This is a genomic window from Streptomyces sp. NPDC088762 (genome assembly GCF_044750905.1).
Lineage (GTDB): Bacteria > Actinomycetota > Actinomycetes > Streptomycetales > Streptomycetaceae > Streptomyces.
Genome location: NZ_JBIVKT010000013.1, coordinates 194,438 through 215,329 on the forward strand (window position 1 = coordinate 194,438; position 20,892 = coordinate 215,329).

At 70.7% G+C, this 20,892-nt stretch carries 26 protein-coding genes; 6 read left to right on the forward strand and 20 right to left on the reverse strand.

Annotated features, from left to right (window positions below):
• Positions 1 to 14: 14 nt before the first annotated feature.
• From ACIP5M_RS26710 to ACIP5M_RS26730, 5 genes are all read right to left on the reverse strand, one after another.
• On the reverse strand, positions 15 to 98 hold the full coding sequence (locus ACIP5M_RS26710; RefSeq protein WP_330301006.1) for a putative leader peptide: 84 nt from the start codon (positions 96 to 98) through the stop codon (positions 15 to 17).
• A 190-nt stretch (positions 99 to 288) separates the two neighbouring features.
• The gene (locus ACIP5M_RS26715; protein ID WP_401201499.1) at positions 289 to 561 is read right to left on the reverse strand and encodes a DUF4229 domain-containing protein; all 273 of its coding nucleotides are present in this window, start codon (positions 559 to 561) and stop codon (positions 289 to 291) included.
• A 132-nt stretch (positions 562 to 693) separates the two neighbouring features.
• Positions 694 to 1,218, reverse strand: a complete 525-nt coding sequence (locus ACIP5M_RS26720; RefSeq protein ID WP_401201446.1) for a GNAT family N-acetyltransferase — start codon at positions 1,216 to 1,218, stop codon at positions 694 to 696.
• Between the two features lie 143 nt (positions 1,219 to 1,361).
• Positions 1,362 to 2,525 carry an aminofutalosine synthase MqnE gene (gene mqnE, locus ACIP5M_RS26725; protein WP_401201447.1) on the reverse strand — a complete coding sequence of 388 codons (1,164 nt, stop codon included), beginning with the start codon at positions 2,523 to 2,525 and terminating at the stop codon, positions 1,362 to 1,364.
• Positions 2,526 to 2,578: 53 nt separating this feature from the next.
• The gene (locus ACIP5M_RS26730) at positions 2,579 to 3,034 is read right to left on the reverse strand and encodes an Lrp/AsnC family transcriptional regulator (protein WP_401201449.1); all 456 of its coding nucleotides are present in this window, start codon (positions 3,032 to 3,034) and stop codon (positions 2,579 to 2,581) included.
• 122 nt (positions 3,035 to 3,156) lie between these two features.
• Between ACIP5M_RS26730 and ACIP5M_RS26735 the strand changes: the two genes are divergently transcribed.
• Positions 3,157 to 3,285, forward strand: coding sequence for a hypothetical protein (locus tag ACIP5M_RS26735; protein ID WP_393830626.1), 129 nt, complete (start codon positions 3,157 to 3,159; stop codon positions 3,283 to 3,285).
• 2 nt (positions 3,286 to 3,287) lie between these two features.
• Here the strand turns inward: ACIP5M_RS26735 and ACIP5M_RS26740 are convergent, their stop codons facing one another.
• Positions 3,288 to 3,959, reverse strand: coding sequence for a UbiX family flavin prenyltransferase (locus ACIP5M_RS26740; RefSeq protein ID WP_401201451.1), 672 nt, complete (start codon positions 3,957 to 3,959; stop codon positions 3,288 to 3,290).
• A gap of 173 nt (positions 3,960 to 4,132) precedes the next feature.
• Between ACIP5M_RS26740 and ACIP5M_RS26745 the strand changes: the two genes are divergently transcribed.
• A complete protein-coding gene (locus tag ACIP5M_RS26745) occupies positions 4,133 to 4,681 on the forward strand; it encodes a rhomboid family intramembrane serine protease (RefSeq protein WP_401201501.1) in 549 nt (182 codons plus the stop codon).
• Here ACIP5M_RS26745 and ACIP5M_RS26750 read toward each other — a convergent pair whose 3' ends face one another.
• The 4 genes from ACIP5M_RS26750 to ACIP5M_RS26765 all read right to left on the reverse strand — a co-directional run bounded on the left by ACIP5M_RS26750 (position 4,682) and on the right by ACIP5M_RS26765 (position 8,202).
• A complete protein-coding gene (locus ACIP5M_RS26750; RefSeq protein ID WP_401201453.1) occupies positions 4,682 to 5,188 on the reverse strand; it encodes a DUF3995 domain-containing protein in 507 nt (168 codons plus the stop codon).
• A gap of 172 nt (positions 5,189 to 5,360) precedes the next feature.
• A complete protein-coding gene (gene mqnP, locus ACIP5M_RS26755; protein ID WP_401201455.1) occupies positions 5,361 to 6,284 on the reverse strand; it encodes a menaquinone biosynthesis prenyltransferase MqnP in 924 nt (307 codons plus the stop codon).
• Positions 6,281 to 6,748 carry a hypothetical protein gene (locus ACIP5M_RS26760; protein WP_401201457.1) on the reverse strand — a complete coding sequence of 156 codons (468 nt, stop codon included), beginning with the start codon at positions 6,746 to 6,748 and terminating at the stop codon, positions 6,281 to 6,283. The genes mqnP and ACIP5M_RS26760 overlap by 4 nt, the downstream gene beginning before the upstream one ends.
• Positions 6,745 to 8,202, reverse strand: a complete 1,458-nt coding sequence (locus ACIP5M_RS26765) for a menaquinone biosynthesis decarboxylase (protein ID WP_401201459.1) — start codon at positions 8,200 to 8,202, stop codon at positions 6,745 to 6,747. Before ACIP5M_RS26765 ends, ACIP5M_RS26760 begins: the two co-directional genes overlap by 4 nt.
• A gap of 89 nt (positions 8,203 to 8,291) precedes the next feature.
• On the opposite strand from ACIP5M_RS26765, the gene ACIP5M_RS26770 reads away from it, so the two are divergent.
• A complete protein-coding gene (locus ACIP5M_RS26770) occupies positions 8,292 to 8,633 on the forward strand; it encodes a PLD nuclease N-terminal domain-containing protein (protein WP_401201461.1) in 342 nt (113 codons plus the stop codon).
• Between the two features lie 47 nt (positions 8,634 to 8,680).
• On the opposite strand, the gene ACIP5M_RS26775 is transcribed toward ACIP5M_RS26770, so the two are convergent.
• The 8 genes from ACIP5M_RS26775 to hemL form a co-directional block, all read right to left on the reverse strand.
• On the reverse strand, positions 8,681 to 9,193 hold the full coding sequence (locus tag ACIP5M_RS26775) for an SRPBCC domain-containing protein (RefSeq protein ID WP_401201463.1): 513 nt from the start codon (positions 9,191 to 9,193) through the stop codon (positions 8,681 to 8,683).
• Between the two features lie 25 nt (positions 9,194 to 9,218).
• The gene (gene ccsB / locus ACIP5M_RS26780) at positions 9,219 to 10,301 is read right to left on the reverse strand and encodes a c-type cytochrome biogenesis protein CcsB (RefSeq protein ID WP_401201465.1); all 1,083 of its coding nucleotides are present in this window, start codon (positions 10,299 to 10,301) and stop codon (positions 9,219 to 9,221) included.
• Positions 10,298 to 12,061: a cytochrome c biogenesis protein ResB gene (locus ACIP5M_RS26785; protein WP_401201467.1), complete on the reverse strand. Its 1,764-nt coding sequence runs from the start codon at positions 12,059 to 12,061 to the stop codon at positions 10,298 to 10,300. The genes ccsB and ACIP5M_RS26785 overlap by 4 nt, the downstream gene beginning before the upstream one ends.
• Positions 12,062 to 12,074: 13 nt before the next feature.
• Entirely contained in the window at positions 12,075 to 12,836 is a 762-nt protein-coding gene (locus tag ACIP5M_RS26790) for a cytochrome c biogenesis CcdA family protein (protein ID WP_401201503.1), read from the reverse strand.
• A gap of 28 nt (positions 12,837 to 12,864) precedes the next feature.
• A complete protein-coding gene (locus ACIP5M_RS26795; RefSeq protein ID WP_401201468.1) occupies positions 12,865 to 13,506 on the reverse strand; it encodes a TlpA family protein disulfide reductase in 642 nt (213 codons plus the stop codon).
• Positions 13,507 to 13,573: 67 nt separating this feature from the next.
• The gene (locus tag ACIP5M_RS26800) at positions 13,574 to 14,809 is read right to left on the reverse strand and encodes a hypothetical protein (RefSeq protein ID WP_401201470.1); all 1,236 of its coding nucleotides are present in this window, start codon (positions 14,807 to 14,809) and stop codon (positions 13,574 to 13,576) included.
• Between the two features lie 162 nt (positions 14,810 to 14,971).
• Positions 14,972 to 15,667: a histidine phosphatase family protein gene (locus ACIP5M_RS26805; RefSeq protein WP_401201472.1), complete on the reverse strand. Its 696-nt coding sequence runs from the start codon at positions 15,665 to 15,667 to the stop codon at positions 14,972 to 14,974.
• Entirely contained in the window at positions 15,664 to 16,986 is a 1,323-nt protein-coding gene (hemL, locus tag ACIP5M_RS26810) for a glutamate-1-semialdehyde 2,1-aminomutase (RefSeq protein ID WP_401201474.1), read from the reverse strand. Before hemL ends, ACIP5M_RS26805 begins: the two co-directional genes overlap by 4 nt.
• Before the next feature lie 304 nt (positions 16,987 to 17,290).
• On the opposite strand from hemL, the gene ACIP5M_RS26815 reads away from it, so the two are divergent.
• Positions 17,291 to 17,728 (forward strand): hypothetical protein, encoded by a 438-nt coding sequence (locus ACIP5M_RS26815; RefSeq protein WP_382642698.1) that lies wholly within the window; start codon positions 17,291 to 17,293, stop codon positions 17,726 to 17,728.
• Positions 17,729 to 17,761: 33 nt separating this feature from the next.
• On the opposite strand, the gene ACIP5M_RS26820 is transcribed toward ACIP5M_RS26815, so the two are convergent.
• Both ACIP5M_RS26820 and ACIP5M_RS26825 read right to left on the reverse strand, forming a co-directional pair.
• Complete coding sequence (locus tag ACIP5M_RS26820) at positions 17,762 to 18,163, reverse strand: VOC family protein (protein ID WP_401201476.1); 402 nt, start codon at positions 18,161 to 18,163, stop codon at positions 17,762 to 17,764.
• Between the two features lie 127 nt (positions 18,164 to 18,290).
• Positions 18,291 to 19,187: an NADP-dependent oxidoreductase gene (locus ACIP5M_RS26825; protein ID WP_401201505.1), complete on the reverse strand. Its 897-nt coding sequence runs from the start codon at positions 19,185 to 19,187 to the stop codon at positions 18,291 to 18,293.
• Between the two features lie 129 nt (positions 19,188 to 19,316).
• Here ACIP5M_RS26825 and ACIP5M_RS26830 point away from each other — a divergent pair, with 129 nt between their 5' ends.
• Entirely contained in the window at positions 19,317 to 19,733 is a 417-nt protein-coding gene (locus tag ACIP5M_RS26830) for a winged helix-turn-helix transcriptional regulator (RefSeq protein ID WP_401201478.1), read from the forward strand.
• Between the two features lie 41 nt (positions 19,734 to 19,774).
• Positions 19,775 to 20,509, forward strand: coding sequence for a Mut7-C RNAse domain-containing protein (locus ACIP5M_RS26835; protein ID WP_401201479.1), 735 nt, complete (start codon positions 19,775 to 19,777; stop codon positions 20,507 to 20,509).
• Positions 20,510 to 20,892: the final 383 nt, after the last annotated feature.

Genomic DNA, 20,892 nt, shown 5'->3' on the forward strand with positions numbered 1-20,892 from the left:
TCAAGGACGACAGCTCAACGACAACAGCAACAGGCCGCGGACGCGCGGCGGCAGAGGTCGACGTGCAGGCGCGCCACGAGCGGGACGCTCGTGGTCATCGGGTGCGCAGCTGTGGTCAACATGTTCAACACGCTAACACTTCCGCTTTGGGAATCTCAAAGGCGTTCTTTGAGGCCGGACCGCACCCGGACCCTCCCGGCCGGCCCCGGAAAACACGAACGCCCCAGCGTTACGGGCGGTATCCCCGGCGCTGAGGCGGTTCGGTGTGTGAGGAAGCTAACGGGCCCCTTACGGGTTCGCGCGCGCGGCGTCGTCCGCGATGTCCTCCTGGCTGCGGTTCGCGGCGAGCCGCTCCTTCGCACCCGCGACGCGGCCGGAGATCTGCGCGGACATCTCGTCGCGCTGCTTGCGCAGGAGGACGAAGGAGAGCGGCGCGGAGATGACGAGGGCGAGCAGCACGACCCAGGCGAAGTTCGCGTCACCGAGTCCGGCGGGCACCCAGCCCACGTTCACGAGGACGGCGACGAGAACGAGGCATCCGACGAAGATCCCCAGACGCATCGCGGTGTAGCGGATCGTCGCGCTCGGCTTGAGGGACACGGTGACCCCTTCTCTCTCTTCGTCCTGCGTTCCGTCGGTTCGTGCCCGTCCAGTGAAGCACGCCGGGCACCCGCCCCGGCCGCCGCCCCGGGGTCAGTGCAGCGGCAGCAGCATCGTGATGTCGTCGCGGTCGTCGCCCGGGGCCACGCGGATGGCGCCGGGGACGCGGCCGACCTCCTTGTAGCCGCAGGCCGCGTAGAAGTGCTCCAGGCCGTGGCCGCCGCGGCAGCCGAGGCGGATCGCGTCGATGCCCTCCATGGAGCGGGCCGCCGCCTCCGTCGCCGCCATCAGATCGCGGCCGTACCCCTTGCCCTGGTGGCGGGGGTGGACCATCACCGTGTACGCCCACACCCAGTGGAGCTGGAGCCGGTGCGTGTTGCGGGCGAGGAAGGCGGTGGCCGCCACCTCGCCCTGCTCGTCGTGTCCGACGAGCAGCCGCATGCCGCCGTCGGCGACCGCGGCGAGCTGCTTGACCAGCGCCGGCCGGATGTCGTCGGCGGTGACCGGGGCCACGAAGCCGACCGCGCCGCCCGCGTTGGACACGTCCGTCCACAGGCTGAGGATGCCCGCGTGCAGGGCGGGGTCAACGACCGGGTCCACAGTGAAGGTAAGAGTCACTCGGGCATGTTATCCATTACGCCACGAGGGGTCCAGCAGCCAGGGGGAGCCCGGCCTGATCCGTAAGACACCCCCTAACACTGGAGCCCCGATCCGGTCGGCGGATCGGGGCTCCTGCGTTCGGTTCACGGCAGACCGCGAGGTCAGACGCGCATGGCCTGCGGCGTCTCGCGCAGGGCCGCGTCCGGGCCGGGGTACTCGCGGATGATCTCGTAGCGCGTGTTGCGCTCGACCGGACGGAAGCCGGCTTCGCGGATCAGGTCCAGGAGGTCCTCACGGCCCAGCTTGTTCGGGGTGCCGTAGTTGTCCGCGTCGTGCGTGATCTTGTACTCGACGACCGAGCCGTCCATGTCGTCCGCGCCGTGCTGGAGCGCCAGCTGGGCGGTCTGCACGCCGTGCATCACCCAGAAGACCTTCACGTGCGGCACGTTGTCGAAGAGGAGGCGGGAGACCGCGAAGGTCTTCAGCGCCTCCGCGCCCGTCGCCATCGTCGTCCGCGCCTGGAGCTTGTTGCGTACCTTGCCGTCCTTCATGTCCACGAAGTCGTGCTGGTAGCGCAGCGGGATGAAGACCTGGAAGCCACCGGTCTCGTCCTGGAGCTCGCGCAGCCGCAGGACGTGGTCCACGCGGTGGCGCGGCTCCTCGATGTGCCCGTAGAGCATCGTCGACGGGGTCTTGAGGCCCTTGGAGTGCGCGAGGCGGTGGATGCGCGACCAGTCTTCCCAGTGGGTGCGGTGGTCGACGATGTGCTGACGCACCTCCCAGTCGAAGATCTCCGCGCCGCCGCCCGTGAGGGACTCCAGGCCGGCTTCGATCAGCTCGTCGAGGATGTCGGAGGCCGACATGCCCGAGATCGTCTCGAAGTGGTGGATCTCCGTCGCCGTGAAGGCCTTCAGCGAGACGTTCGGCAGGGCCTTCTTCAGCTCGGAGAGCGAGCGCGGGTAGTAACGCCAGGGAAGGTTCGGGTGCAGGCCGTTGACGATGTGCAGCTCGGTGAGGTTCTCGTTCTCCATGGCCTTGGCCAGGCGCACGGCCTCCTCGATGCGCATCGTGTACGCGTCCTTCTCGCCCGGCTTGCGCTGGAACGAGCAGTACGCGCACGACGCGGTGCACACGTTCGTCATGTTGAGGTGGCGGTTGACGTTGAAGTGGACGACGTCGCCGTTCTTGCGCGTGCGCACCTCGTGGGCGAGGCCGCCGAGCCAGGCCAGGTCGTCGGACTCGTAGAGGGCGATACCGTCCTCCCGGGTCAGCCGCTCGCCGGAGCGGACCTTCTCCTCCAGCTCGCGCTTGAGCCCAGCGTCCATCAGCCGGTCGCCTCCTCTAGATACCTGTCCTGCAACCGCCACCCACCGTACTCTCAGCCCTCCTCGGGCAGTTCCCCGACCCGGTTCTCCCACTTCGTCGACAGCACGATGGTGGTGCGGGTGCGCGAGACGCCCTTGGTGCTGGAGAGCTTGCGGATGATCTTCTCCAGGCCGTCCACGTCGCCGGCCCGCACCTTGAGCATGTACGAGTCGTCACCCGCGATGAACCAGCAGTCCTCGATCTCCGCGAGGTCGCGCAGCCGCCGGGCCACGTCCTCGTGGTCGGCCGCGTCGGAGAGGGAGATGCCGATCAGCGCGGTGACGCCCATGCCGAGCGAGGCCGAGTCCACGGTCGCGCGATAGCCGGTGATGACTCCGGCCGTCTCCAGCCGGTTGATGCGGTCGGTGACGCTGGGGCCGGAGAGGCCCACGAGACGGCCCAGCTCCGCGTACGAGGCACGACCGTTCTCACGAAGTGCCTGGATGAGCTGCCTGTCCACCGTGTCCATTACGTGGAGCCTTCCATTATTCGGCGATCCTGCAAGTCTAGGTATAGAATCAAAGGCGCACAGGGTCAACACCCTGTGAATCTTTTCAACAGATCAATGACGATCTTCAGGAGTGGTTCACCGTGTACACGATCGAGATGGCCTACGCGCACATGCGACAGCTCCAGGAGCTGGCCAACCGATCCCGTGCCCACCAGCCCGCCGCCGCCAAGCGCGTCGACAAGACCCGCAAGCCGCGCACCACGAAGTAGCGCTACCCCCGGGGGCGGGATCCACCGAGCTCCCCCTCCCAACGGCGGTACAGCCGGTGCGGCACCCCTGCCGCGTCCAGCACCCGCCCCGCGACGAAGTCCACCAGATCCTGGATGTGCGTCGCGCCCGCGTAGAACGCCGGAGAGGCGGGCAGCACGACCGCGCCCGCCTCGTCCAGCGCCACCAGATGCTTCAGCGTCTGCCCGTTCAGCGGGGTCTCCCGCACCACGGCCACCAGCCGGCGCCGCTCCTTGAGCGTCACGCTCGCCACCCGCTGGAGCAGGTCCTTCGACAGTCCGAGCGCCACCCCCGCCACGCACGCCGTGGAGGCGGGGACGATGAGCATCCCCTTCACGGGGTACGAACCCGAGCTCGGGCCCGCCGCCAGGTCACCGGCGGCCCAGTAGCGGACGTCGCCCAGTTCCGGCCGCGCGAAGGTCGCGGGCTTCCCGTCGGCCCCCCGCTCCAGCCACTCCCCCAGGTCCTCCCGCCAGTGCGCGTCCCGGAAGGCGATCCCGGTCTCGTCCAGCAGGGTGAGCCGCGAGGCCCGGCTGACCACCAGGTCGACGCTCTCCCCCGCCGCGAGCAGCCCGCGGAGCACCGCCGCCGCGTACGGCGTCCCGGACGCCCCGGAAACCCCGACCACCCACGGGGTGCGCTTGCGCTCAGTCATACCTCCGAGACTATCCGGCCACCACGGGCGGGCACTCGCTATGGTGGCCCGACGTCCAGGGGGTGGGACGCACGGTGGGACGCACGGTCAGACGCACGACGAGGGGGACGACGGTGAGCACGGCTCAGGACACCTGGACGCAGACCGACCGCACGAAGGCCGCGGCCCGGCTGATGCTGGGCTGGGTGGCCCTGCTGTGGGTGATCGAGCTCGTCGACGTCGCCACCGGGCACGCCCTGGACCCGTACGGGATCACCCCGCGCGATGCCGACGGACTCGGCGGCATCCTCACCGCCCCGTTCCTGCACTTCGGCTTCGCGCACGTGGCGGCCAACAGTGTCCCCCTGCTGATCTTCGGCTTCGTCGCCGCGCTCGCCGGCATCCGCCACTTCCTGGCCGTCTGCGCCCTCGTCGTCCTCGCGGACGGCATCGGCATCTGGCTGATCTCCCCCTCGCACACCAACACCGCCGGCGCCTCGGGCCTGGTGTTCGGCCTCTTCGGCTACCTCGTGGTCCGCGGCTTCGTCGAGCGCAGGCTCCTCGGCATCGCGGTGGGCGTGGTGATCGCCGCGATCTGGGGCGGCTCCTTCTTCCTCGGCATCCTGCCGACCGACACGGCGGTCAGCTGGCAGGGCCACCTCTGCGGGCTCGCGGCGGGCGTGGCGACGGCCCTGTTCTTCCGCCGCCCGGCCGGCCGGCGCGCCCCCAGCCCCTCGCCGTAGTCAGAGTCCTGCCCGGCGCGCGCGCAGGCGCTGCCAGGCGGCGATGCCCAGGCTGACGCCCCAGACCACGAACAGGCCGTACCAGAACAGCCCCCAGACGGCCTGCGGATGGGCGTCCTTGGCCGCGAAGGCCGGGGCCGGGACCACGCGGCCGACGGAGATCAGGTACTGCATCGCGAAGTACGTGAAGCCCCAGAGGGTCATGCCGATCGCGGCGAGCCCCGAGGGGACGGCGATGAGGAGGGCCGGGACGCGGCGGCCCCAGGGACGGACCAGGGCGAGGGAGAGCACGGCGCCGAACGCGGCCAGGGCGCCCATCACCCAGTAGCCGACGGCGGCCTCCAGGTTTCCCTGCGGGGCCGTGGCGAAGTCCCCGGGGAACATCGCCGGGACACCGGCGCCCCACCAGAAGTGCGGGGCCGCGTATCCCAGGGCCGCGACGGCGGCCAGGTATCCGGCCCGGGCGGGCCGGCGCACGGGCGTCGAGGTCGCGTTGTGGGTCGCCATCAGGTCCTCCGGGATGCTCGGGTCCGAGTGGCGGTCCGATGTCCCCCCGCCGTGAACCAAGCCTCTCCGGACAGCACCCTCCCGGGATCCGGCCGCCGCACGATCCCGCACTCGCCCGTCCGGGGGAGCCCCGTCCGTCCCGGGTACCGGCTTGCCGGCGGCCGGACGCCTGCTAGAAGGTCAGGCCGCGGGCCACCAGGTCCGCCGAGGCACACACGAACAGGGCAATGCCGATGAAGCCGTTGACCGTGAAGAAGGCCCGGTTCAGGCGGGACAGGTCGTGCGGGGTCACGATGGTGTGCTCGTAGAGGAAGGCCACGACGACGATCACCAGGCCCGCCCAGAACAGCACCCCCGCATCCGTGGCGAGGCCGTACCAGGCCAGCAGGCCCGTGGTCACCACGTGCGCGCCGCGCGCGCCCCACAGGGCCGCCGCGACGCCGAAGCGGGCCGGGACCGACTTGACGCCCTCGGCGCGATCGGCGGCCACGTCCTGGGAGCCGAAGATCAGGTCGAAGCCGCCGATCCACACGCCCACCGCGAGCCCCAGGATCACCGCGTCCCAGGACCACTCCCCGGTGACGGCCAGCCAGGCCCCCACCGGTCCGATGGCCTGGGCCAGGCCCAGGATGGCGTGCGGGAAGTTCGTGAACCGCTTGCCGTACGGGTACACCACCATCGGGACCACCGCGACGGGCGCCAGCGCCAGGCACAGCGGGTTCAGCAGCGCCGCCGAGCCGAGGAAGACCACGAGCGCGATCCCGGCCCCGGTCCACGCCGAGCGGACCGAGACGGCGCCGGTGACCAGCTCGCGGCCGGCGGTCCGCGGGTTCCGGGCGTCGATCTCGCGGTCGATGATCCGGTTGGCGGCCATGGCGAAGGTCCGCAGCCCCACCATGCAGACGGTGACGAGCAGCAGCTTGCCCCAGTGCACGTTCCGGTCGAGCTGGAACATGGCGGTGAGCGCGGCGATGTAGGCGAAGGGCAGCGCGAAGACCGAGTGCTCGATCATCACGAGCCGCAGGAACGCCCTGACCTTGCCGGTCGCCTCCGGCGCGGGGCCGGGTCCGATCACACCGTCGGCGGTGGTCATCATGCGAGGCTCCTGCGGAACGTTTCGAGGTCGGCCAGCAGCTCCGGCGCCGGGAGCGCGCCGAGCTCCAAGGTCTGCGCCGCGTCGGCGTCTTCCGGCGGGGTGACGCGGGCGGTGACCACCCAGGCGCCGCCGGAGGGGCGGCCGTCGAGGCGCAGGAAGTTCCCGGCCTCGACGGTGAACGGCTCACCGGCCGCCAGGGCGTGCTGGAGCTGCTCCGCGAAGGCGTCCGCCTCGACGTCCCGCGCGCCGGGCAGTTCGAAGCCGCCGCCCTCGTCGTCCGCGTCGTCGAACATCACGGCCCAGGTGTCGCCGGGCCCCGCGAACTCCTCGGGGCTCACGCCCGCCTCCTCGGCGGCGATGAGCACACCGGGCTGGGTCGGGTCGATCTCCGGACGCGCCAGGGCCACGTACGCCGACTCGGTGCCGAGGAAGAGCTCCGGGCCCTCCACTGCGATCGGGCTCACAGTCCGTACTCCTTCCAGCGGCGGTCCACGAGGGCGGCGGTCGCCGGGTCGGACTCGACCATGTCGGGCCAGCCGCCGTCGCGGGTGTAGCCCTCCTCGGGGAGCTTCTTCGTCGCGTCGATGCCCGCCTTGCCGCCCCAGAACTGCTGGTACGAGGCGTGGTCCAGGTGGTCGACCGGGCCCTCCACCACCGTCAGGTCGCGGGAGTAGTCCGTGTTGCCGAGCGCGCGCCACGACACCTCGTGCAGGTCGTGGACGTCGCAGTCCGCGTCCACCACGATGATCAGCTTGGTCAGCGACATCATGTGGGCGCCCCAGATGGCGTGCATGACCTTCTGCGCGTGCTTGGGGTACTTCTTGTCGATCGAGACGATCGCGCAGTTGTGGAAGCCGCCCGATTCCGGGAGGTGGTAGTCCACGATGTCCGGCACGATGATCTTCAGCAGCGGCAGGAAGAACCGCTCCGTCGCACGGCCCAGCGGACCGTCCTCCGTCGGCGGCCGGCCGACGACGATCGACTGGAGGAGCGGACGCTTCCGCATCGTCACGCAGTCGATCTTCAGCGCGGGGAACGGTTCCTGCGGCGTGTAGAAGCCGGTGTGGTCGCCGAAGGGGCCCTCGGGGAGCATCTCGCCCGGCTCCAGCCAGCCCTCGATGACGACCTCGGCGTTCGCCGGGACCTGCAGCGGAACGGTCTTGCAGTCCACCATCTCGATCCGCTTGCCCGCGACGAAGCCGGCGAACAGGTACTCGTCGATGTCACCCGGCAGCGGCGCCGTGGACGCGTACGTCACGGCCGGCGGGCAGCCGAAGGCGATCGCGACCGGCAGCCGCTCACCGCGCTTGGCGGCGACGGCGTAGTGATTGCGGCTGTCCTTGTGGATCTGCCAGTGCATGCCGATGGTGCGCTTGTCGTGGCGCTGGAGGCGGTAGAGGCCGAGGTTGCGCACGCCGGTCTCGGGGTGCTTGGTGTGCGTCAGCCCGAGGTTGAAGAAGGACCCGCCGTCCTTGGGCCAGGTGAACAGCGCCGGCAGCCGGTCCAGGTCCACGTCGTCGCCGGTGAGGACGACCTCCTGGACGGGCGCGGCGTCGCCCTTCACCTTCTTCGGCGGCACGTGCACCATCGAGCCCAGCTTGCCGAAGGCCTCGCGGACCCCGACGAACCCCTGCGGCAGCTCCGGCTTGAGCAGGCCGCCGATCTTCTCGCTGATCTCGCCGTACGACTTCAGGCCGAGGGCCTTGAGCAGGCGCCGGTCGGTACCGAAGACGTTCATGGCCAGCGGCATCGCCGAGCCCTTGACGTTCTCGAAGAGGAGCGCCGGGCCCCCCGCCTTGTTCACTCTGTCGACGATCTCCCCGACCTCCAGGTACGGGTCGACTTCGGCCTTGATGCGCTTGAGGTCGCCCTCCCGCTCCAGAGCCCGGAGCAGCGAGCGGAGATCGTCGTAAGCCATAGGGGTCAGTATCCGTCACCTACTACGCTGGAGGGGTCACCGGGGCCCTCGCGGCCCCGCCGCCACTGCCCGGGAGTCGGTCCCACACCGTGCTGCGCTATCTGCCGTTCCTGCTGATCATCGCGCTGACCATCTACGCCTTCATCGACTGCCTGAACACGCCCGAGGAAGAGGTCAAGCACCTGCCCAAGGTGGTGTGGGTGATCATCATCCTGCTCTTCTCCATCGTCGGCCCGGTGGTGTGGCTGTTCGCGGGCAAGCAGCGGGTGGCCCCCGGCGGCGGGGCACGCGGTGCCCGGGGCCGCACCCAGTGGATCGCGCCCGACGACAATCCGGAGTTCCTGAAGTCCCTGCGGGACGAGCAGGAGAAGGACCGGGGCCGGGACGGGGACAAGGGCACGGGAACCGACAAGGGCGACCAGCAGCCGTAGTCCCGGGACGGGCGGGTCCGGCCGCGGGATCCGCCGGCCCGCAGCTCCTACGCGCCGGAGAGGGACGCGTAGTCCGAGCGCAGCTCGCTCCAGTGGGCGTCCGTCCAAGCGGCCCAGTCCACGGGCCTGGCCGGGCGCCCCTCGAGGGAGGACTCCAGCAGTTCGAAGTGCTCGTGCCAGCCGGCCAGGCAGTCCAGGCGCTCGGCCTCGGTGCCCGACCGTTCGTTCACGAACCGGATGACGGTGGAGTCCGTCCCCACCGGCTCCAGGTGGAAGCGGATCTTCTCGTGGAGGGTCAGCGTGTACTCCACGACCCGCTCGACGTCCCAGGCCGTGACGTGGCCGGTGGTCACCGTCCCGGTGTTGAGCCAGCGCAGCGTGACCGCCCCGCCCAGCCGGCGCTCCAGGACCTCGGCCTCGGCCAGCCAGCCCCGCAGCCCGTCCCGCGTGGTCAGGACGGGCCACAGCTCCTCGTACGCGTACGGCAGGTGCAGCTCGAACCGCAGCCGCCAGCGGTCCTCGCCGCGGCTCTCGCTGGTGCCATGGATCACAGCAGGCATGACACCAGCGTCCCACTCCCGCCGGTCAGACGCCCGCGTACGAGTGCTTGCCGCTGAGCAGGATGTTCACGCCGTAGTAGTTCCAGATCCAGCAGGCGAAGGCGAAGAGCGCGAGGTAGGCGGCCTTGCGGCCCTTCCAGCCGGCGGTGGCGCGGGCGTGCAGGTAGCAGGCGTACGCCACCCAGGTCACGAAGGACCAGACCTCCTTGGGGTCCCAGCCCCAGTAGCGGCCCCAGGCGTCTCCCGCCCAGATCGCGCCCGCGATGATCGTGAAGGTCCACAGCGGGAAGACGGCCGCGTTGATCCGGTACGAGAACTTGTCGAGGGAGGCCGCCGAGGGCAGCCGCTCCAGCACCGAAGAGCGGAACCTGCCCGGCGTGCGGCCGGCCTCCAGGTGGCTCTCGTAGCCGTCGCGGAAGAGGTAGAGGACCGCGCCGGCCGCGCCGATGTAGAAGACGGCGCCGCAGAAGATCGCGGTGGAGACGTGGATCCACAGCCAGTACGAGTGCAGGGCCGGGACCAGCTGGTCGCTGTCGGTGTAGAGCCAGGTCACGGCGATGCCGAGGTCCAGCAGGACGGTGGTGACCAGGATCAGGCCGAGCCAGCGGACGTTCTTCTTCAGCGCGAGCAGGACCAGGTACGCGCCCACGGCCACCGTGGAGAAGGTGATCGAGAACTCGTACATGTTGCCCCACGGGGCCCGCTGCACCGACAGGGCGCGGGCGACGACCCCGGCCGCCTCCAGGAGGAAGGCGAGGGCGGTCAGCGAGATGGCGATCCGGCCGTAGAGGTCGCCCTGCACGGTGCCGCCCGCGGCGCCGGGGCCGTCGGGCACGTCTCGGGTGCCGGCGGTGGAGCGGGTGGTGACCTTCGGCTGGTCGAGGACGGCGGTGCCGCCCTTGCCGCGCACCTGCACGGCGGGCGCGGCGGCCTCCTGCGGGGCCCCGGTCAGCGCGGCGGCCGTACGGGCCACCTTGCTGCGGCTGCCGAAGGTCCACTCGGCGATGTGCGCGAAGAAGGCGAGCGTGTAGACCGCCATCGACGAATAGACCAGGTAGTTGCTGATCTGCGCCAGGTTCTCGTTGGCTGCGGCTGCGAGCGGCGTCATCCGCGCTCTCCTTCAGGGGTTTCTTCGACAGGTTCTGCGGAGACGGGTGCTGCGGAGGCGGATGCCGCGGAGACGGGTGCCGCGGCCTCCCGGGACGCGGTGGGCGCCTGCCGGTGCAGCGTGGCGGCGAGCTCGGCCAGCTCCTCGGGCAGCTTGGCGGATTCGCTGCGGCCCAGGCCCGCCATCTCGACGACGGTGACGCCGTCCTCGCCCCGCACCGCGCGGACCCAGATCCGGCGGCGCTGGATGAACAGGGACCCGGCCAGGCCCGCGATGGCGGCGATCGCGCCCGCCAGGGCGAGGCCGCTGCCGGGCTGGTGGGTGACGGAGAAGGTGGCCCAGCGCTCGATGCCCTCGAACTTCACGGTGCCCGCGCCGTTCGGCAGGGTCATCGTCTGGCCGGGTTCCAGCTTCTGCTTGAAGAGCTCGCCCGACTCGTCCTTGAAGGACTCCATCTTGGAGGTGTCGAGCCGGTACACGTTCTGCGGCAGACCCGAGTCCACGCCGAGGCTGCCGTGCCAGGCGTTGAGCATGAGCCGCGGCATGAACACGTCCGGGAACTGCGAGAACATCATGCCCTGGCCGTCGCCGGCGAAGGTGGGCACGAAGACGGCGTTGAAGCCGAGCTGCTCCTTCTTGCCGTCCTTGTCCTTGTAGCCGTCGGTGACCTTGATCGCTCCGGTGGACGTGAGGTTCGCGTCCTGCGGCAGCATCGGCACGGCGTCCTTGTAGATCACCTTGCCGGTGGGGTCGGTCACCGAGATGACGGGCGCGTAGCCGTGCCCGAGCAGGTAGACCTTGGAGCCGTCGACCTCCAGGGGCTTGTTGACCTGGATCTCGCGCTTCTGCGGCGTGCCGTGCGCGCCGTCGCTGAAGGTGACGTACGCCTTGAAGTCGCGCGGGGTGCCCTTCTGCGGGCCGGTCATCTCGTACGTGGCGTCGAACCGGTCCAGGGTGAACGAGAAGGGCGGCAGGTCCTGGGGGTCGAAGAGGGTGCCGTACTTGAAGTCGTCGTACTGGGTGAGGGTGTTCGAAAAGCCCCTGCCGCGCAGGACGAGCTTGCCGCCCTCGGACTTGTAGTACTGGCCCCAGGCGAAGGCCACCAGCATCACGATCAGCGCGACGTGGAAGATCAGGTTCCCGGCCTCGCGGAGGTAGCCCTTCTCCGCCGCGACGTGGTCCTTGCCACTCTCGGTGCGGAAGCGGCGCCCGCCGAGCAGGGTCTTCGCGTGGGCGAGGACCTCGTCCGCGGTCTTGTCCGTGCGCCAGGTGGTGTGGGCGGGCAGCCGGTCGAGCCGCTTGGGGGCGGCCGGCGGGCGGCCTCGGAGCTGGCCGACGAACTGCCAGGAGCGCGGCAGGATGCAGCCGATGAGGGAGATGAAGAGCAGCAGGTAGATCGCCGAGAACCAGAACGACGAGTAGACGTCGAAGAGCTGGAGCTTCTCGGCGATGCCGACCCAGGACGGGTTGTCCTTCTTCCAGACGGCGACCTTCATCGCGTCGACCGAGCTCTGCGGGATGAGGGAGCCGGGGATGGCGCCCAGGGAGAGCAGGAAGAGGAGGATCAGCGCCACCCGCATGGAGGTGAGCTGCCGCCAGAACCAGCGGGCCCAGCCGAGCAGGCCGATGCCGACGGGACCGCCGTCCTCGACGGGGGCGGTGGACAGCTGGGCTCCGGCGGCGCCGAGCACGGGCTCGGCGTCGGTACCGGCCCCGGCGTCGGTTCCGGTTCCGGTGGGTGCGTTGTCGGTCTTGCTCATGTGCGTTACGTCCTCAGATCCCCACCGTGAAGCCTTGGGTCCAGCTCTGCATGTCGCTGACGATGCTGTCCCACATTCCTGTGACGAGCAGCAGGCCGGTCAGGATCAGCATGCCGCCACCGATGCGCATCACCCATGCATAGTGCTTCTTCACCCAGCCGAACGCGCCGAGCGCCTTGCGGAAGGCGATCGCGGCGAGGATGAAGGGCACGCCGAGGCCGAGGCAGTAGGCGACGGTCAGCAGCGCCCCCCGGCCGGCGCTGGCCTGGTCGATGGAGAGGGTGTTGACGGCGGCGAGGGTCGGGCCCATGCAGGGGGTCCAGCCGACGCCGAAGAGCACGCCGAGCAGGGGCGCGCCGAGCAGTCCCGCCGTCGGCTTCTTGTGGAAGCGGAACTCCCGCATCGTCAGACCCGGGATCGCGCCCATGAAGAAGAGGCCGAGGACGATCACCAGCCCGCCGAGGATCTGCGAGATCAGCGCCTTGTTCTCCTGGAGGCTGGCGCCGAAGTACCCGAAGAGCGCGCCGGTGGAGACGAAGACGGCGGTGAAGCCCGCGATGAACAGGCTCGCGCCCGCCAGCATCCGGCCGCGCCGCGCCTCGGCGAGGTCGGCGCCGCTGACGCCGGTCACGTAGGAGAGGTAGCCGGGGACGAGCGGGAGCACGCAGGGCGAGAAGAAGGAGACCAGCCCGGCGAGGACCGAGATGGGCAGCGCGAGCAGCAGGGCGCCGCTCAGGACGGTGGTGTTCACGCCGGTCGCCTCGGCGGCGAGCAGGACGTCGGGGACGGCGGTGACCACGAGGTCACTTCTCCGCGAGGAGCGGGTCGATCATCGAGCGCAGCTGCTCCTCGTTGATCGCGACCAGGGTGCGGGCGGCGATCTTGCCCTCCTTGTCGAGGACGATCGTGGAGGGGATGGCCTGCGGGTTGAGCGTGCCCTTGGGGAAGCGGAGCATCAGCTTCCCGTCCGGGTCGTAGAGGCTCGGGTAGGTGATCCCGTAGTCCTGCTCGAAGTTCACGGCGTTCTGGGTGCTGTTGTCCCGCGTGTTGATGCCGACGAAGGCCACGTCCTGGCCGGCGTCGGTCATCTCCTTGGAGACCTTCGCGAAGTACTTGGCCTCTCCGCGGCACGGCGGGCACCAGGAGCCCCACACGTTGAGGACGACGACCTTGCCCTTGAGGGTCGCGGTGTCGAGGGTCTTGCCGTCGACGGTCGCCCCGTCGAGCCGGGGGGCGTCCGCGCGCTCTCCCTTGGCGACCCGGGAGATGCCGCCCGCGCCCGTGACGTAGTTGCCACCGGAGCTGTTGGAGGGCTTGCTCCCGCCGTCCGCATCGCTGCAGGACGTCAGGGTCATGACGCCCGCAACGGTCACCGCGGTGAGCAGGAGGGCGCGGCCGCTGGTCGAGCGGCTCCTTCGACGTACAAGCGCGCGGCTAAGGCTCATGTGAAAAGTTTCGCATGGGCGATTTGCGAACGTGACCCACCCCCCGGAGGGGGCGCCAAAGCCCTGGTCAGGCGCCCGTCATGTACGCCGCCCAGCCGCCGGCCGGCGGCTCGCCCGGGCCGAGCCCGCGGAGCTTGGCGAGCACCCTGGGGTCCTGGACGTCCAGCCAGTCGGTGAACTGCCGGAAGGATACGAGCCGTACGTCCCTTTTGTCCGCCATGCCTTTGAGGGCTTCCTCGACGGCGTCCATGTAGATGCCGCCGTTCCACTCCTCGAAGTGGTTGCCGATGAAGAGCGGAGCGCGGTTGGTCTCGTAGGCGCGGCGGAAGCCGCCGAGGTAGGTGGCGGTGGCCTGGCTGCGCCAGCCCGGGTAGTTGGCCGGGACGCCCCTGGTGGTGTTCTTGGACTGGTTGGCGAGGATGTTGTAGTCCATGGACAGCACCTCGAAGGAGTGCCCGGGGAAGGGCAGGGACTGGAGCGGCAGGTCCCAGATCCCCGACCTCTTCACCGGCCAGACCTGCAGGCCGCCGGGTGAGCTGGAGTCGTAGCGCCAGCCCAGCTTCTGTGCGGTCGGCAGCAGGTTGTCCCGGCCGAGCAGGCAGGGGGTGCGGGCGCCGACCAGTTCCTTGCGGTAGTCGAAGGGGAGCGGGTCGAGGTCGGTGAAGCCGGTGTTCGTGCGCCAGTTCGTGACGAAGGACACGGCCTGGTCGATCTCGCTCTGCCAGTCCTCCGGGGTCCACCCGGCGACGGAGCCGGAACCGCCGCAGAAGTGGCCGTTGAAGTGGGTGCCTATCTCGTGCCCGTCCAGCCACGCCTCGCGGACGTGCTTCAGCGTGTTGCGGATGTTCTCGTCCTTGAGGTAGCCGATGTCCGAGGCCCCCGCGGGGTTGTTCGGCGGCTGGTAGAGGCTCCGCTTCGCCTCCGGCAGCAGGTAGAGGCCGGAGAGGAAGAAGGTCATGGCCGCGCCGTGGTCCCTGGCGAGCTTGAGGAAGCGCGGGAAGAGACCGTTGCCGATCTCCCCGGCGCCGTCCCAGCTGAAGACGACGAACTGCGGCGGGGTCTCGCCCGGCTGGAGGGGCACGGGCTTGTCGGGCTGGCGGGGCTGCGGGCCGGTGTCGGCGGTGGAGCCGTCACCGATCGCCTTGGCCGCCGGCTTCTCCCCGGGTTTCGGGTTCTTGATCGGCCCGGGGGTGCCGGGATCGGACGTGGCCGGTGCACCGCAGCCCGCGATGCCCATCGCGGCGGCGGCCCCAAGTCCCCATCCCAGCAGGCCCCTCCGACTGACGCCTCCGAAATCGCGCATCTCACCGTCCCGTCGTCACCCGCACAGCTCATGCCATTGCCCATATAAGCGAACAATTCGTCAGAACTTGCGGCACTGGAACGGTGATTCCCGGCGCAACTTGTATTTAATTAGGTAAAGCTGTAACGGTTCGTAACAGACGGGCGATCAGGCCGTAAGGGCTCAGGCGCCGAAGGCCTTGGACTTGCCCTTCACCGGCTTCGCCCCGGCCAGCAGGTGCGCCGGAACCAGGTCGCGGGCCGGCTCGCTGTAGCCCACCGACACCAGCTTGTCGCCCTGGTACGTGAAGGAGGTCATCGAGGCGAGCGTGCACTGGCGGCGGCGCGGGTCGTGCCACAGCCGGCGCTTCTCCGCGAAGCTGCGCACGATCCAGATCGGCAGCTGGTGGCTGACCGCCACCGCCTCGTGCCCGCGGGCCGCGTCGCGCGCCGCCTCCAGCGCGCTCATCATCCGGACCACCTGCTCGACGTACGGCTCGCCCCAGGAGGGCTTGAACGGGTTCGTCAGGTGCTTCCAGTTGCCGGGCTTGCGCAGCGCGCCGTCGCCGACGCCGAAGGTCTTGCCCTCGAAGACGTTCTCCGCCTCCAGCAGCCGCCGGTCCGTCGCCAGGTCCAGGCCGTGCGCCTTGGCGATCGGCTCCGCCGTCTCCTGCGCCCGCTCCAGCGGGGAGGACACCACGTAGGTGATGTCCCGGCTCTTCAGGTGGTCCGCGACCCGTTCGGCCATCTGGCGGCCCAGCTCGGAGAGGTGGTAGCCCTCGCGGCGCCCGTACAGGACCCCGTCCGGGTTGTGCACCTCGCCGTGGCGCACCAGGTGCACGACGGTGATGTCGGGGCGGGTGGGGACGTCGCTGCTCATGCGGTGGCCTCCGCGGCGGCCCGGGCGGCGGCCGGCAGGGCGGCCGCGATCCGCTCGATCGCCTGCTCGTCGTGGGCGGTGGACACGAACCAGGACTCGAAGGCGGACGGCGGCAGGTACACGCCCTGCGCCAGCATCGAGTGGAAGAAGCCGTTGAAGCGGAAGGCTTCCTGCTTCTTGGCGTCGTCGTAATTGCGGACCTCGTCCTCGGTGAAGAAGACGGAGAACATGTTGGACGCGGTCTGCAGCCGATGCGCCACGCCCTCCTTGCTCAGCGCCGCCGTCACCAGACCCTGGATCTCCTTCGACACCGCGTCGACCTTCTCGTACGCGGCCGCGTCCAGCAGGCGCAGCTGCGCGAGGCCGGCGGCGGTGGCGATCGGGTTACCGGAGAGCGTGCCGGCCTGGTAGACCGGCCCGGCGGGCGCCAGGTGGCCCATCACGTCGGCGCGGCCGCCGAAGGCCGCGGCCGGGAAGCCGCCGCCCATGACCTTGCCGAAGGTCATCAGGTCGGGCTTGACCCCGTCGACGCCGTACCAGCCGGCGCGCGAGGTGCGGAAACCGGTCATCACCTCATCGGAGATGTACAGCGCGCCGTTCTCGCGGCACAGGTCGGCCAGCCCCTGGTTGAACCCCTCGGCCGGGGTGACGACGCCCATGTTGCCGGGCGCGGCCTCGGTGATCACGCAGGCGATCTCGCCGGGGTGCGCGGCGAAGGCCGTCCGCACCGCTTCGAGGTCGTTGTACGGGAGGACGATCGTGTCGCCGGCCTGCGCGCCGGTCACACCGGGCGTGTCGGGCAGCGCGAAGGTCGCGAGCCCGGAGCCGGCGGAGGCCAGCAGGGCGTCCACGTGGCCGTGGTAGCAGCCGGCGAACTTCACGACCTTGGCCCGGCCGGTGAACCCGCGCGCCAGCCGGATCGCCGACATCGTGGCCTCCGTACCGGAGGAGACGAGCCTCACCTGCTCGACGGGTTCGATGCGCGCGACGATCTCCTCGGCGAGCGCGACCTCGCCCTCGCCGGGCGTGCCGAAGGAGGTGCCGCGGGCGACGGCGGCCTGGACGGCCCCGATGACCTCGGGGTGGGAGTGGCCGAGGATCATCGGACCCCACGAGCACACGAGGTCGACGTACTCACGGCCGTCGGCGTCCGTGAGGTACGGACCGGTGCCGGACACCATGAACCGGGGCGTACCGCCCACGGCGCGGAAGGCGCGCACCGGAGAGTTCACGCCGCCGGGGGTCACGAGGGACGCGCGCTCGAAGAGCGTCTGCGAAACTGGGGCTTCATACGGGTACGGGTAGCTCACACCAGCCATGGTCTCAGAGGCCGCGACAGACTTGCGGACGGGCGTTTCACCGCGCCGCCGCGGGGGAGGTCACTGCCATGATGATCAGGCTGCGTGGCGGGGGCCGCGGGGCCGGGGCAAGCAAGACCAGTCGGGTGGAGATATGCAACGCGGTGGTGGACCGGGCGAGGGTACGGACGGCCTCGACCCCCAGCGCGCCCGCGAAGCCCGCGAGGCCCGACGCCGCGGCAAGCACCGCCGCCGCTCCACGGAGGCGGCCGACGCCGTCCCCGGGCCCACCCTGCCGTCCGACGAACTCCCCAAGGGCCGGGGTATGGGTGTGACGTACAAGTACTTCGGGGCTCCGGACGGCGCGACGGCCGCCCGCGTCCCGGTCACCATGCGGCCGGAAGAGCTCGGCGGTGACGAGCTCGGCATGGGCGGTCTCTTCACCAAGATCAAGCCGGAGACGATGGCCGCGATGGTCCTCACCGGCATCGAGGGCATACCCCTCCACAAGGTCCCGCCGCTGGAGCTGGTCGTCCTCCACCCCGACTACGCGGTGGTCAAGCTCCCGATGACGGTGGTCGACCCGCTGCGCGGCATCGGAGAGGAGTCGGTCGGCGCGGCCGCCTTCATCTGGTCCACCGTCCCCGACCGCGGTGGCCCGAGCGACGCCTTCAACGTCTACCAGCTGCTCCACGAGTGGCAGGACTTCTCCCACCGCCTCCACGAGAACGGCCACCAGGCGTACTGCCTGGTCTGGCCCTGACCCGGTCCCGGCCCTGGCGCGGCCCGGTCCCGCTCAGCCCTGCCGGGCGGGGCAGTAGAACTCCACTGCGATGTTGTCCGGGTCCTTGAAATTGAGGTGCAAGGCCCCGGACGGATCCTCGAAGACGCCGGAATGCGCGACTTCCCGCTCGTCCAGCCGCGCCTCCCAGGCCTCCAGTGCGGCCCGGTCGGCGACGTGCAGGGCGCAATGGTCCAGCCCGACCCGCGTCGGGTCGAAGGCGTCGGCCCCATTGGTCGTCTGGTGCGTGCGGAAACCGAGGACGAAGGCCGGTGAGGCGACGGCCATGAACGGCCCGAACTCGTCCTGCACGTCGAGGACCGTCTGGGTGTCGAACAACTGGTTGTAGAACTCCGCGCTGCGTTTCACATCGGTGACGGTCAGCGTGAGGTGCCCGATTCCAAGGGCTTCAGGCATGGACGCCACCTCCTTGCGATGGTGGGCTGTCGTCATTCCACGCTACGCCGCACGGGATGGCCTGTCCCGGTACGCGGACCGGCTCCGGGCGAGGCCCCCCCCAGGCGCCTCGCCCCCGGCCCCTGCCTCACGCCGTCAGGACGATGCGGCCGCGGACGCCCGGGGCGTCGAGCCGGTCGTGGGCCTTGGCGGCGTCCGTGAGCGGGAAGGTCTCCGAGACGCGCAGGGTGAGGGTGCCCGCGTCGACCAGGGACACCAGGCGGGCCAGCAGCTCGCCGTCCGGGGCTACCTCCTGCTCCTGCACCCGGATGCCGCGCTCCGCGGCCGGGGCGTGGCCGGGGATCAGGCCGACGTAGGCGCCGCCGTCGCGGACGAAGGCCAGCGCGGCCTCCCCCAGGACGGCCGCGTCGAGGACGCCGTCCACCGGCTCGGCCGGAGCCTGCCCGCGCGGGACGAAGGCGGCCGCGCCCAGCGACCGTACGAGCGCCTCGTCCTCCTCGCCGGCCAGAGCCGTCACCACCAGCCCGGCCTGCGCCGCCAGCTGCACCGCGAGCCCGCCGACCACGCCCGCCGCGCCCGTGATCAGGACCGACGCGCCGGGGGCGAGCCCCAGCAGGCCGACCGAACGCGCGGCGGTGAGCCCGCTCAGCGGGAGCGCCGCCGCGGCCGCGGTGTCCACGCTCGCCGGCGCGGCCGCCACGGCGGAGGCGTCGAGGACCACGTACTCCGCATGCGTGCCCAGCGGCTTCACCGTCCCGTAGTGCAGGCCCACGACCCGGTCGCCCCAGTTCCAGCCGGTCACGTCCGCACCGGTCGCGTCGATCTCCCCGGCCACGTCCCAGCCCAGGCCGAGCCGCTGCCCGGCGCCGCCGAAGACGCCGGCGCGGACCGCGCCGTCCACCGGGTTGACCCCGGCGGCCCGGACCCGGATCCGGACCTGGCCGGCCTCCGGGCCGGGGACCGCGACCTCGGCGATCTCGACGTTCTCCGGGCCGCCGAACCCGTTGACGACCACTGCCTTCATCGTCGTGCTGCTCATGATCCTTCTCCCCTGTGTCTCGTCGTTCTCGATGAGCACTAACCTAGGGAGAGGTACTCTCTTTTCGTAAGTACGCACTTCAAGGTGCGTACCCGACCTGGAAGTGGGTTCCCCATGGCCACCCGCACCGCCGCAGCCGCCCGCGAAGAAGCCCGTTTCGCCTACGACGCCTTCCTCGCCGAGTGCCCCACCGGCCAGCTCCTGGCCCGCATCAGCGACAAGTGGGTCGGCCTCATCGTCAGCGCCCTCGGCGAAGCCGAGAACCGCTCGATGCGCTACAGCGAGCTCGGCCGCAAGATCCCCGGCGTCAGCCAGAAGATGCTGACCCAGACCCTGCGCTCCCTCGAACGCGACGGCCTCGTCACCCGCACCGTCACCCCCACCGTCCCGGCCCGGGTCGACTACCGGCTCACCGACCTCGGCAGCAACCTCGGCTGCCTGCTCTCCTCCGTGAAGCGGTGGGCCGAGAACCACTTCGACGAGGTCAGCACCAACCGCGAGGCCTACGACCAGGCCGCCGCGACCTCGTAATTGGGCCGCACCCGGGGCCCCGGCAGTGGCATGCTGACAGGGTGAACGGACCCGGCATTCAACTCACCCTCGCTCCCGAACTGCGCCTGTTCGCCGCCCCCAGCCGGCGCGCCGAACGCGTACCGACCGCGACCGACGGCGCCTCCAGCCTCGGCCACGTCGTCGAGTCGGCCGGGGTCCCGCTCACCGAGGTCGGCCGCCTGCTCGTCGACGGCCACGAGGTGCCCTTCTCCTACGTGCCCCAAGACGGCCAGACCGTCGAGGTGTTCGGGGTCGAGCGGCCCCAACGCGTCCCCGGCGCCCCGCTGCGCTTCCTCCTCGACGTCCACCTGGGCACCCTCGCCCGCCGCCTGCGCCTGCTCGGCGTGGACGCCGCGTACGAGAACGAGGACATCGGCGACCCGGCCCTCGCCACCCGCTCCGCGGCCGAGCAGCGCGTCCTGCTCTCCCGCGACCGCGGACTGCTGCGCCGCCGCGAGCTGTTCGCCGGCGCGTACGTCTACAGCGACAACCCCGACGAGCAACTGCGCGACGTGCTCGGCCGGTTCGCGCCCGAACTCGCTCCGTGGACCCGCTGCACCGCCTGCAACGGGCCGCTCCGCGAGGCCGACAAGGACAGCGTCGGGGACCGTCTGGAACTCGGCACGCACCGCTCCTACGACGTCTTCGCGCAGTGCACCGACTGTGAGCGCGTCTACTGGCGCGGCGCGCACCATGCCCGCCTGGAGCGCATCGTGGACGAGGCCCTGGTCGAATTCGGCACGGCATCGGCGTAACGGGGCCCCGGTTCGCCTCAATCGCCGGCGGGGCTGGGGTGGTGTCCTCCGGGCGGGTCCGGAGCGGGGCTTGGGGCGGTGCCCCGCCGGAGTGTCTCCTCGGCTCGCGCACGAAGCCCCCGCTTCGACATGTTCCAGGTGGTTGCGCGCTCGTCCTGCGGGGACACTCCGGCGTGTCCCCACCCCAACCCCCACTCCGGCCCCACCCGGGCCGGGGGTCGCAATCCACTCCCCCGCGCACCGGGCCGGGGCCTGTTGCCTGCTGGTGGAGCGGGGGCACGCCGGGACGTCCCCGCAGGACGAGCGCGCAACCACCCTCAAAGGCTGGTCCGTGCCTTAGTGCGCGAGCCGAGGAGACGTCCCGGAGGGACCCCGCGACCCCG

Excerpts from the sequence above, each read along its gene's own strand:
- ACIP5M_RS26765 (WP_401201459.1), bottom strand. The coding sequence starts at position 8,202 with ATGGCTTACGACGATCTCCGCTCGCTGCTCCGGGCTCTGGAGCGGGAG.
- ACIP5M_RS26715 (WP_401201499.1), bottom strand. The coding sequence starts at position 561 with ATGCGTCTGGGGATCTTCGTCGGATGCCTCGTTCTCGTCGCCGTCCTC.
- ACIP5M_RS26815 (WP_382642698.1), top strand. The coding sequence starts at position 17,291 with ATGGGTGTGACGTACAAGTACTTCGGGGCTCCGGACGGCGCGACGGCC.
- ACIP5M_RS26775 (WP_401201463.1), bottom strand. The coding sequence starts at position 9,193 with ATGCCTGCTGTGATCCATGGCACCAGCGAGAGCCGCGGCGAGGACCGC.
- ACIP5M_RS26820 (WP_401201476.1), bottom strand. The coding sequence starts at position 18,163 with ATGCCTGAAGCCCTTGGAATCGGGCACCTCACGCTGACCGTCACCGAT.
- ACIP5M_RS26805 (WP_401201472.1), bottom strand. The coding sequence starts at position 15,667 with ATGAGCAGCGACGTCCCCACCCGCCCCGACATCACCGTCGTGCACCTG.
- ACIP5M_RS26740 (WP_401201451.1), bottom strand. The coding sequence starts at position 3,959 with ATGACTGAGCGCAAGCGCACCCCGTGGGTGGTCGGGGTTTCCGGGGCG.
- mqnP (WP_401201455.1), bottom strand. The coding sequence starts at position 6,284 with ATGATGACCACCGCCGACGGTGTGATCGGACCCGGCCCCGCGCCGGAG.
- mqnE (WP_401201447.1), bottom strand. The coding sequence starts at position 2,525 with ATGGACGCTGGGCTCAAGCGCGAGCTGGAGGAGAAGGTCCGCTCCGGC.
- ACIP5M_RS26830 (WP_401201478.1), top strand. The coding sequence starts at position 19,317 with ATGGCCACCCGCACCGCCGCAGCCGCCCGCGAAGAAGCCCGTTTCGCC.
- ACIP5M_RS26795 (WP_401201468.1), bottom strand. The coding sequence starts at position 13,506 with ATGAGCCTTAGCCGCGCGCTTGTACGTCGAAGGAGCCGCTCGACCAGC.
- hemL (WP_401201474.1), bottom strand. The coding sequence starts at position 16,986 with ATGGCTGGTGTGAGCTACCCGTACCCGTATGAAGCCCCAGTTTCGCAG.
- ACIP5M_RS26745 (WP_401201501.1), top strand. The coding sequence starts at position 4,133 with ATGCTGGGCTGGGTGGCCCTGCTGTGGGTGATCGAGCTCGTCGACGTC.
- ccsB (WP_401201465.1), bottom strand. The coding sequence starts at position 10,301 with ATGACGCCGCTCGCAGCCGCAGCCAACGAGAACCTGGCGCAGATCAGC.
- ACIP5M_RS26800 (WP_401201470.1), bottom strand. The coding sequence starts at position 14,809 with ATGCGCGATTTCGGAGGCGTCAGTCGGAGGGGCCTGCTGGGATGGGGA.
- ACIP5M_RS26750 (WP_401201453.1), bottom strand. The coding sequence starts at position 5,188 with ATGGCGACCCACAACGCGACCTCGACGCCCGTGCGCCGGCCCGCCCGG.
- ACIP5M_RS26785 (WP_401201467.1), bottom strand. The coding sequence starts at position 12,061 with ATGAGCAAGACCGACAACGCACCCACCGGAACCGGAACCGACGCCGGG.
- ACIP5M_RS26730 (WP_401201449.1), bottom strand. The coding sequence starts at position 3,034 with ATGGACACGGTGGACAGGCAGCTCATCCAGGCACTTCGTGAGAACGGT.
- ACIP5M_RS26710 (WP_330301006.1), bottom strand. The coding sequence starts at position 98 with ATGACCACGAGCGTCCCGCTCGTGGCGCGCCTGCACGTCGACCTCTGC.
- ACIP5M_RS26825 (WP_401201505.1), bottom strand. The coding sequence starts at position 19,187 with ATGAAGGCAGTGGTCGTCAACGGGTTCGGCGGCCCGGAGAACGTCGAG.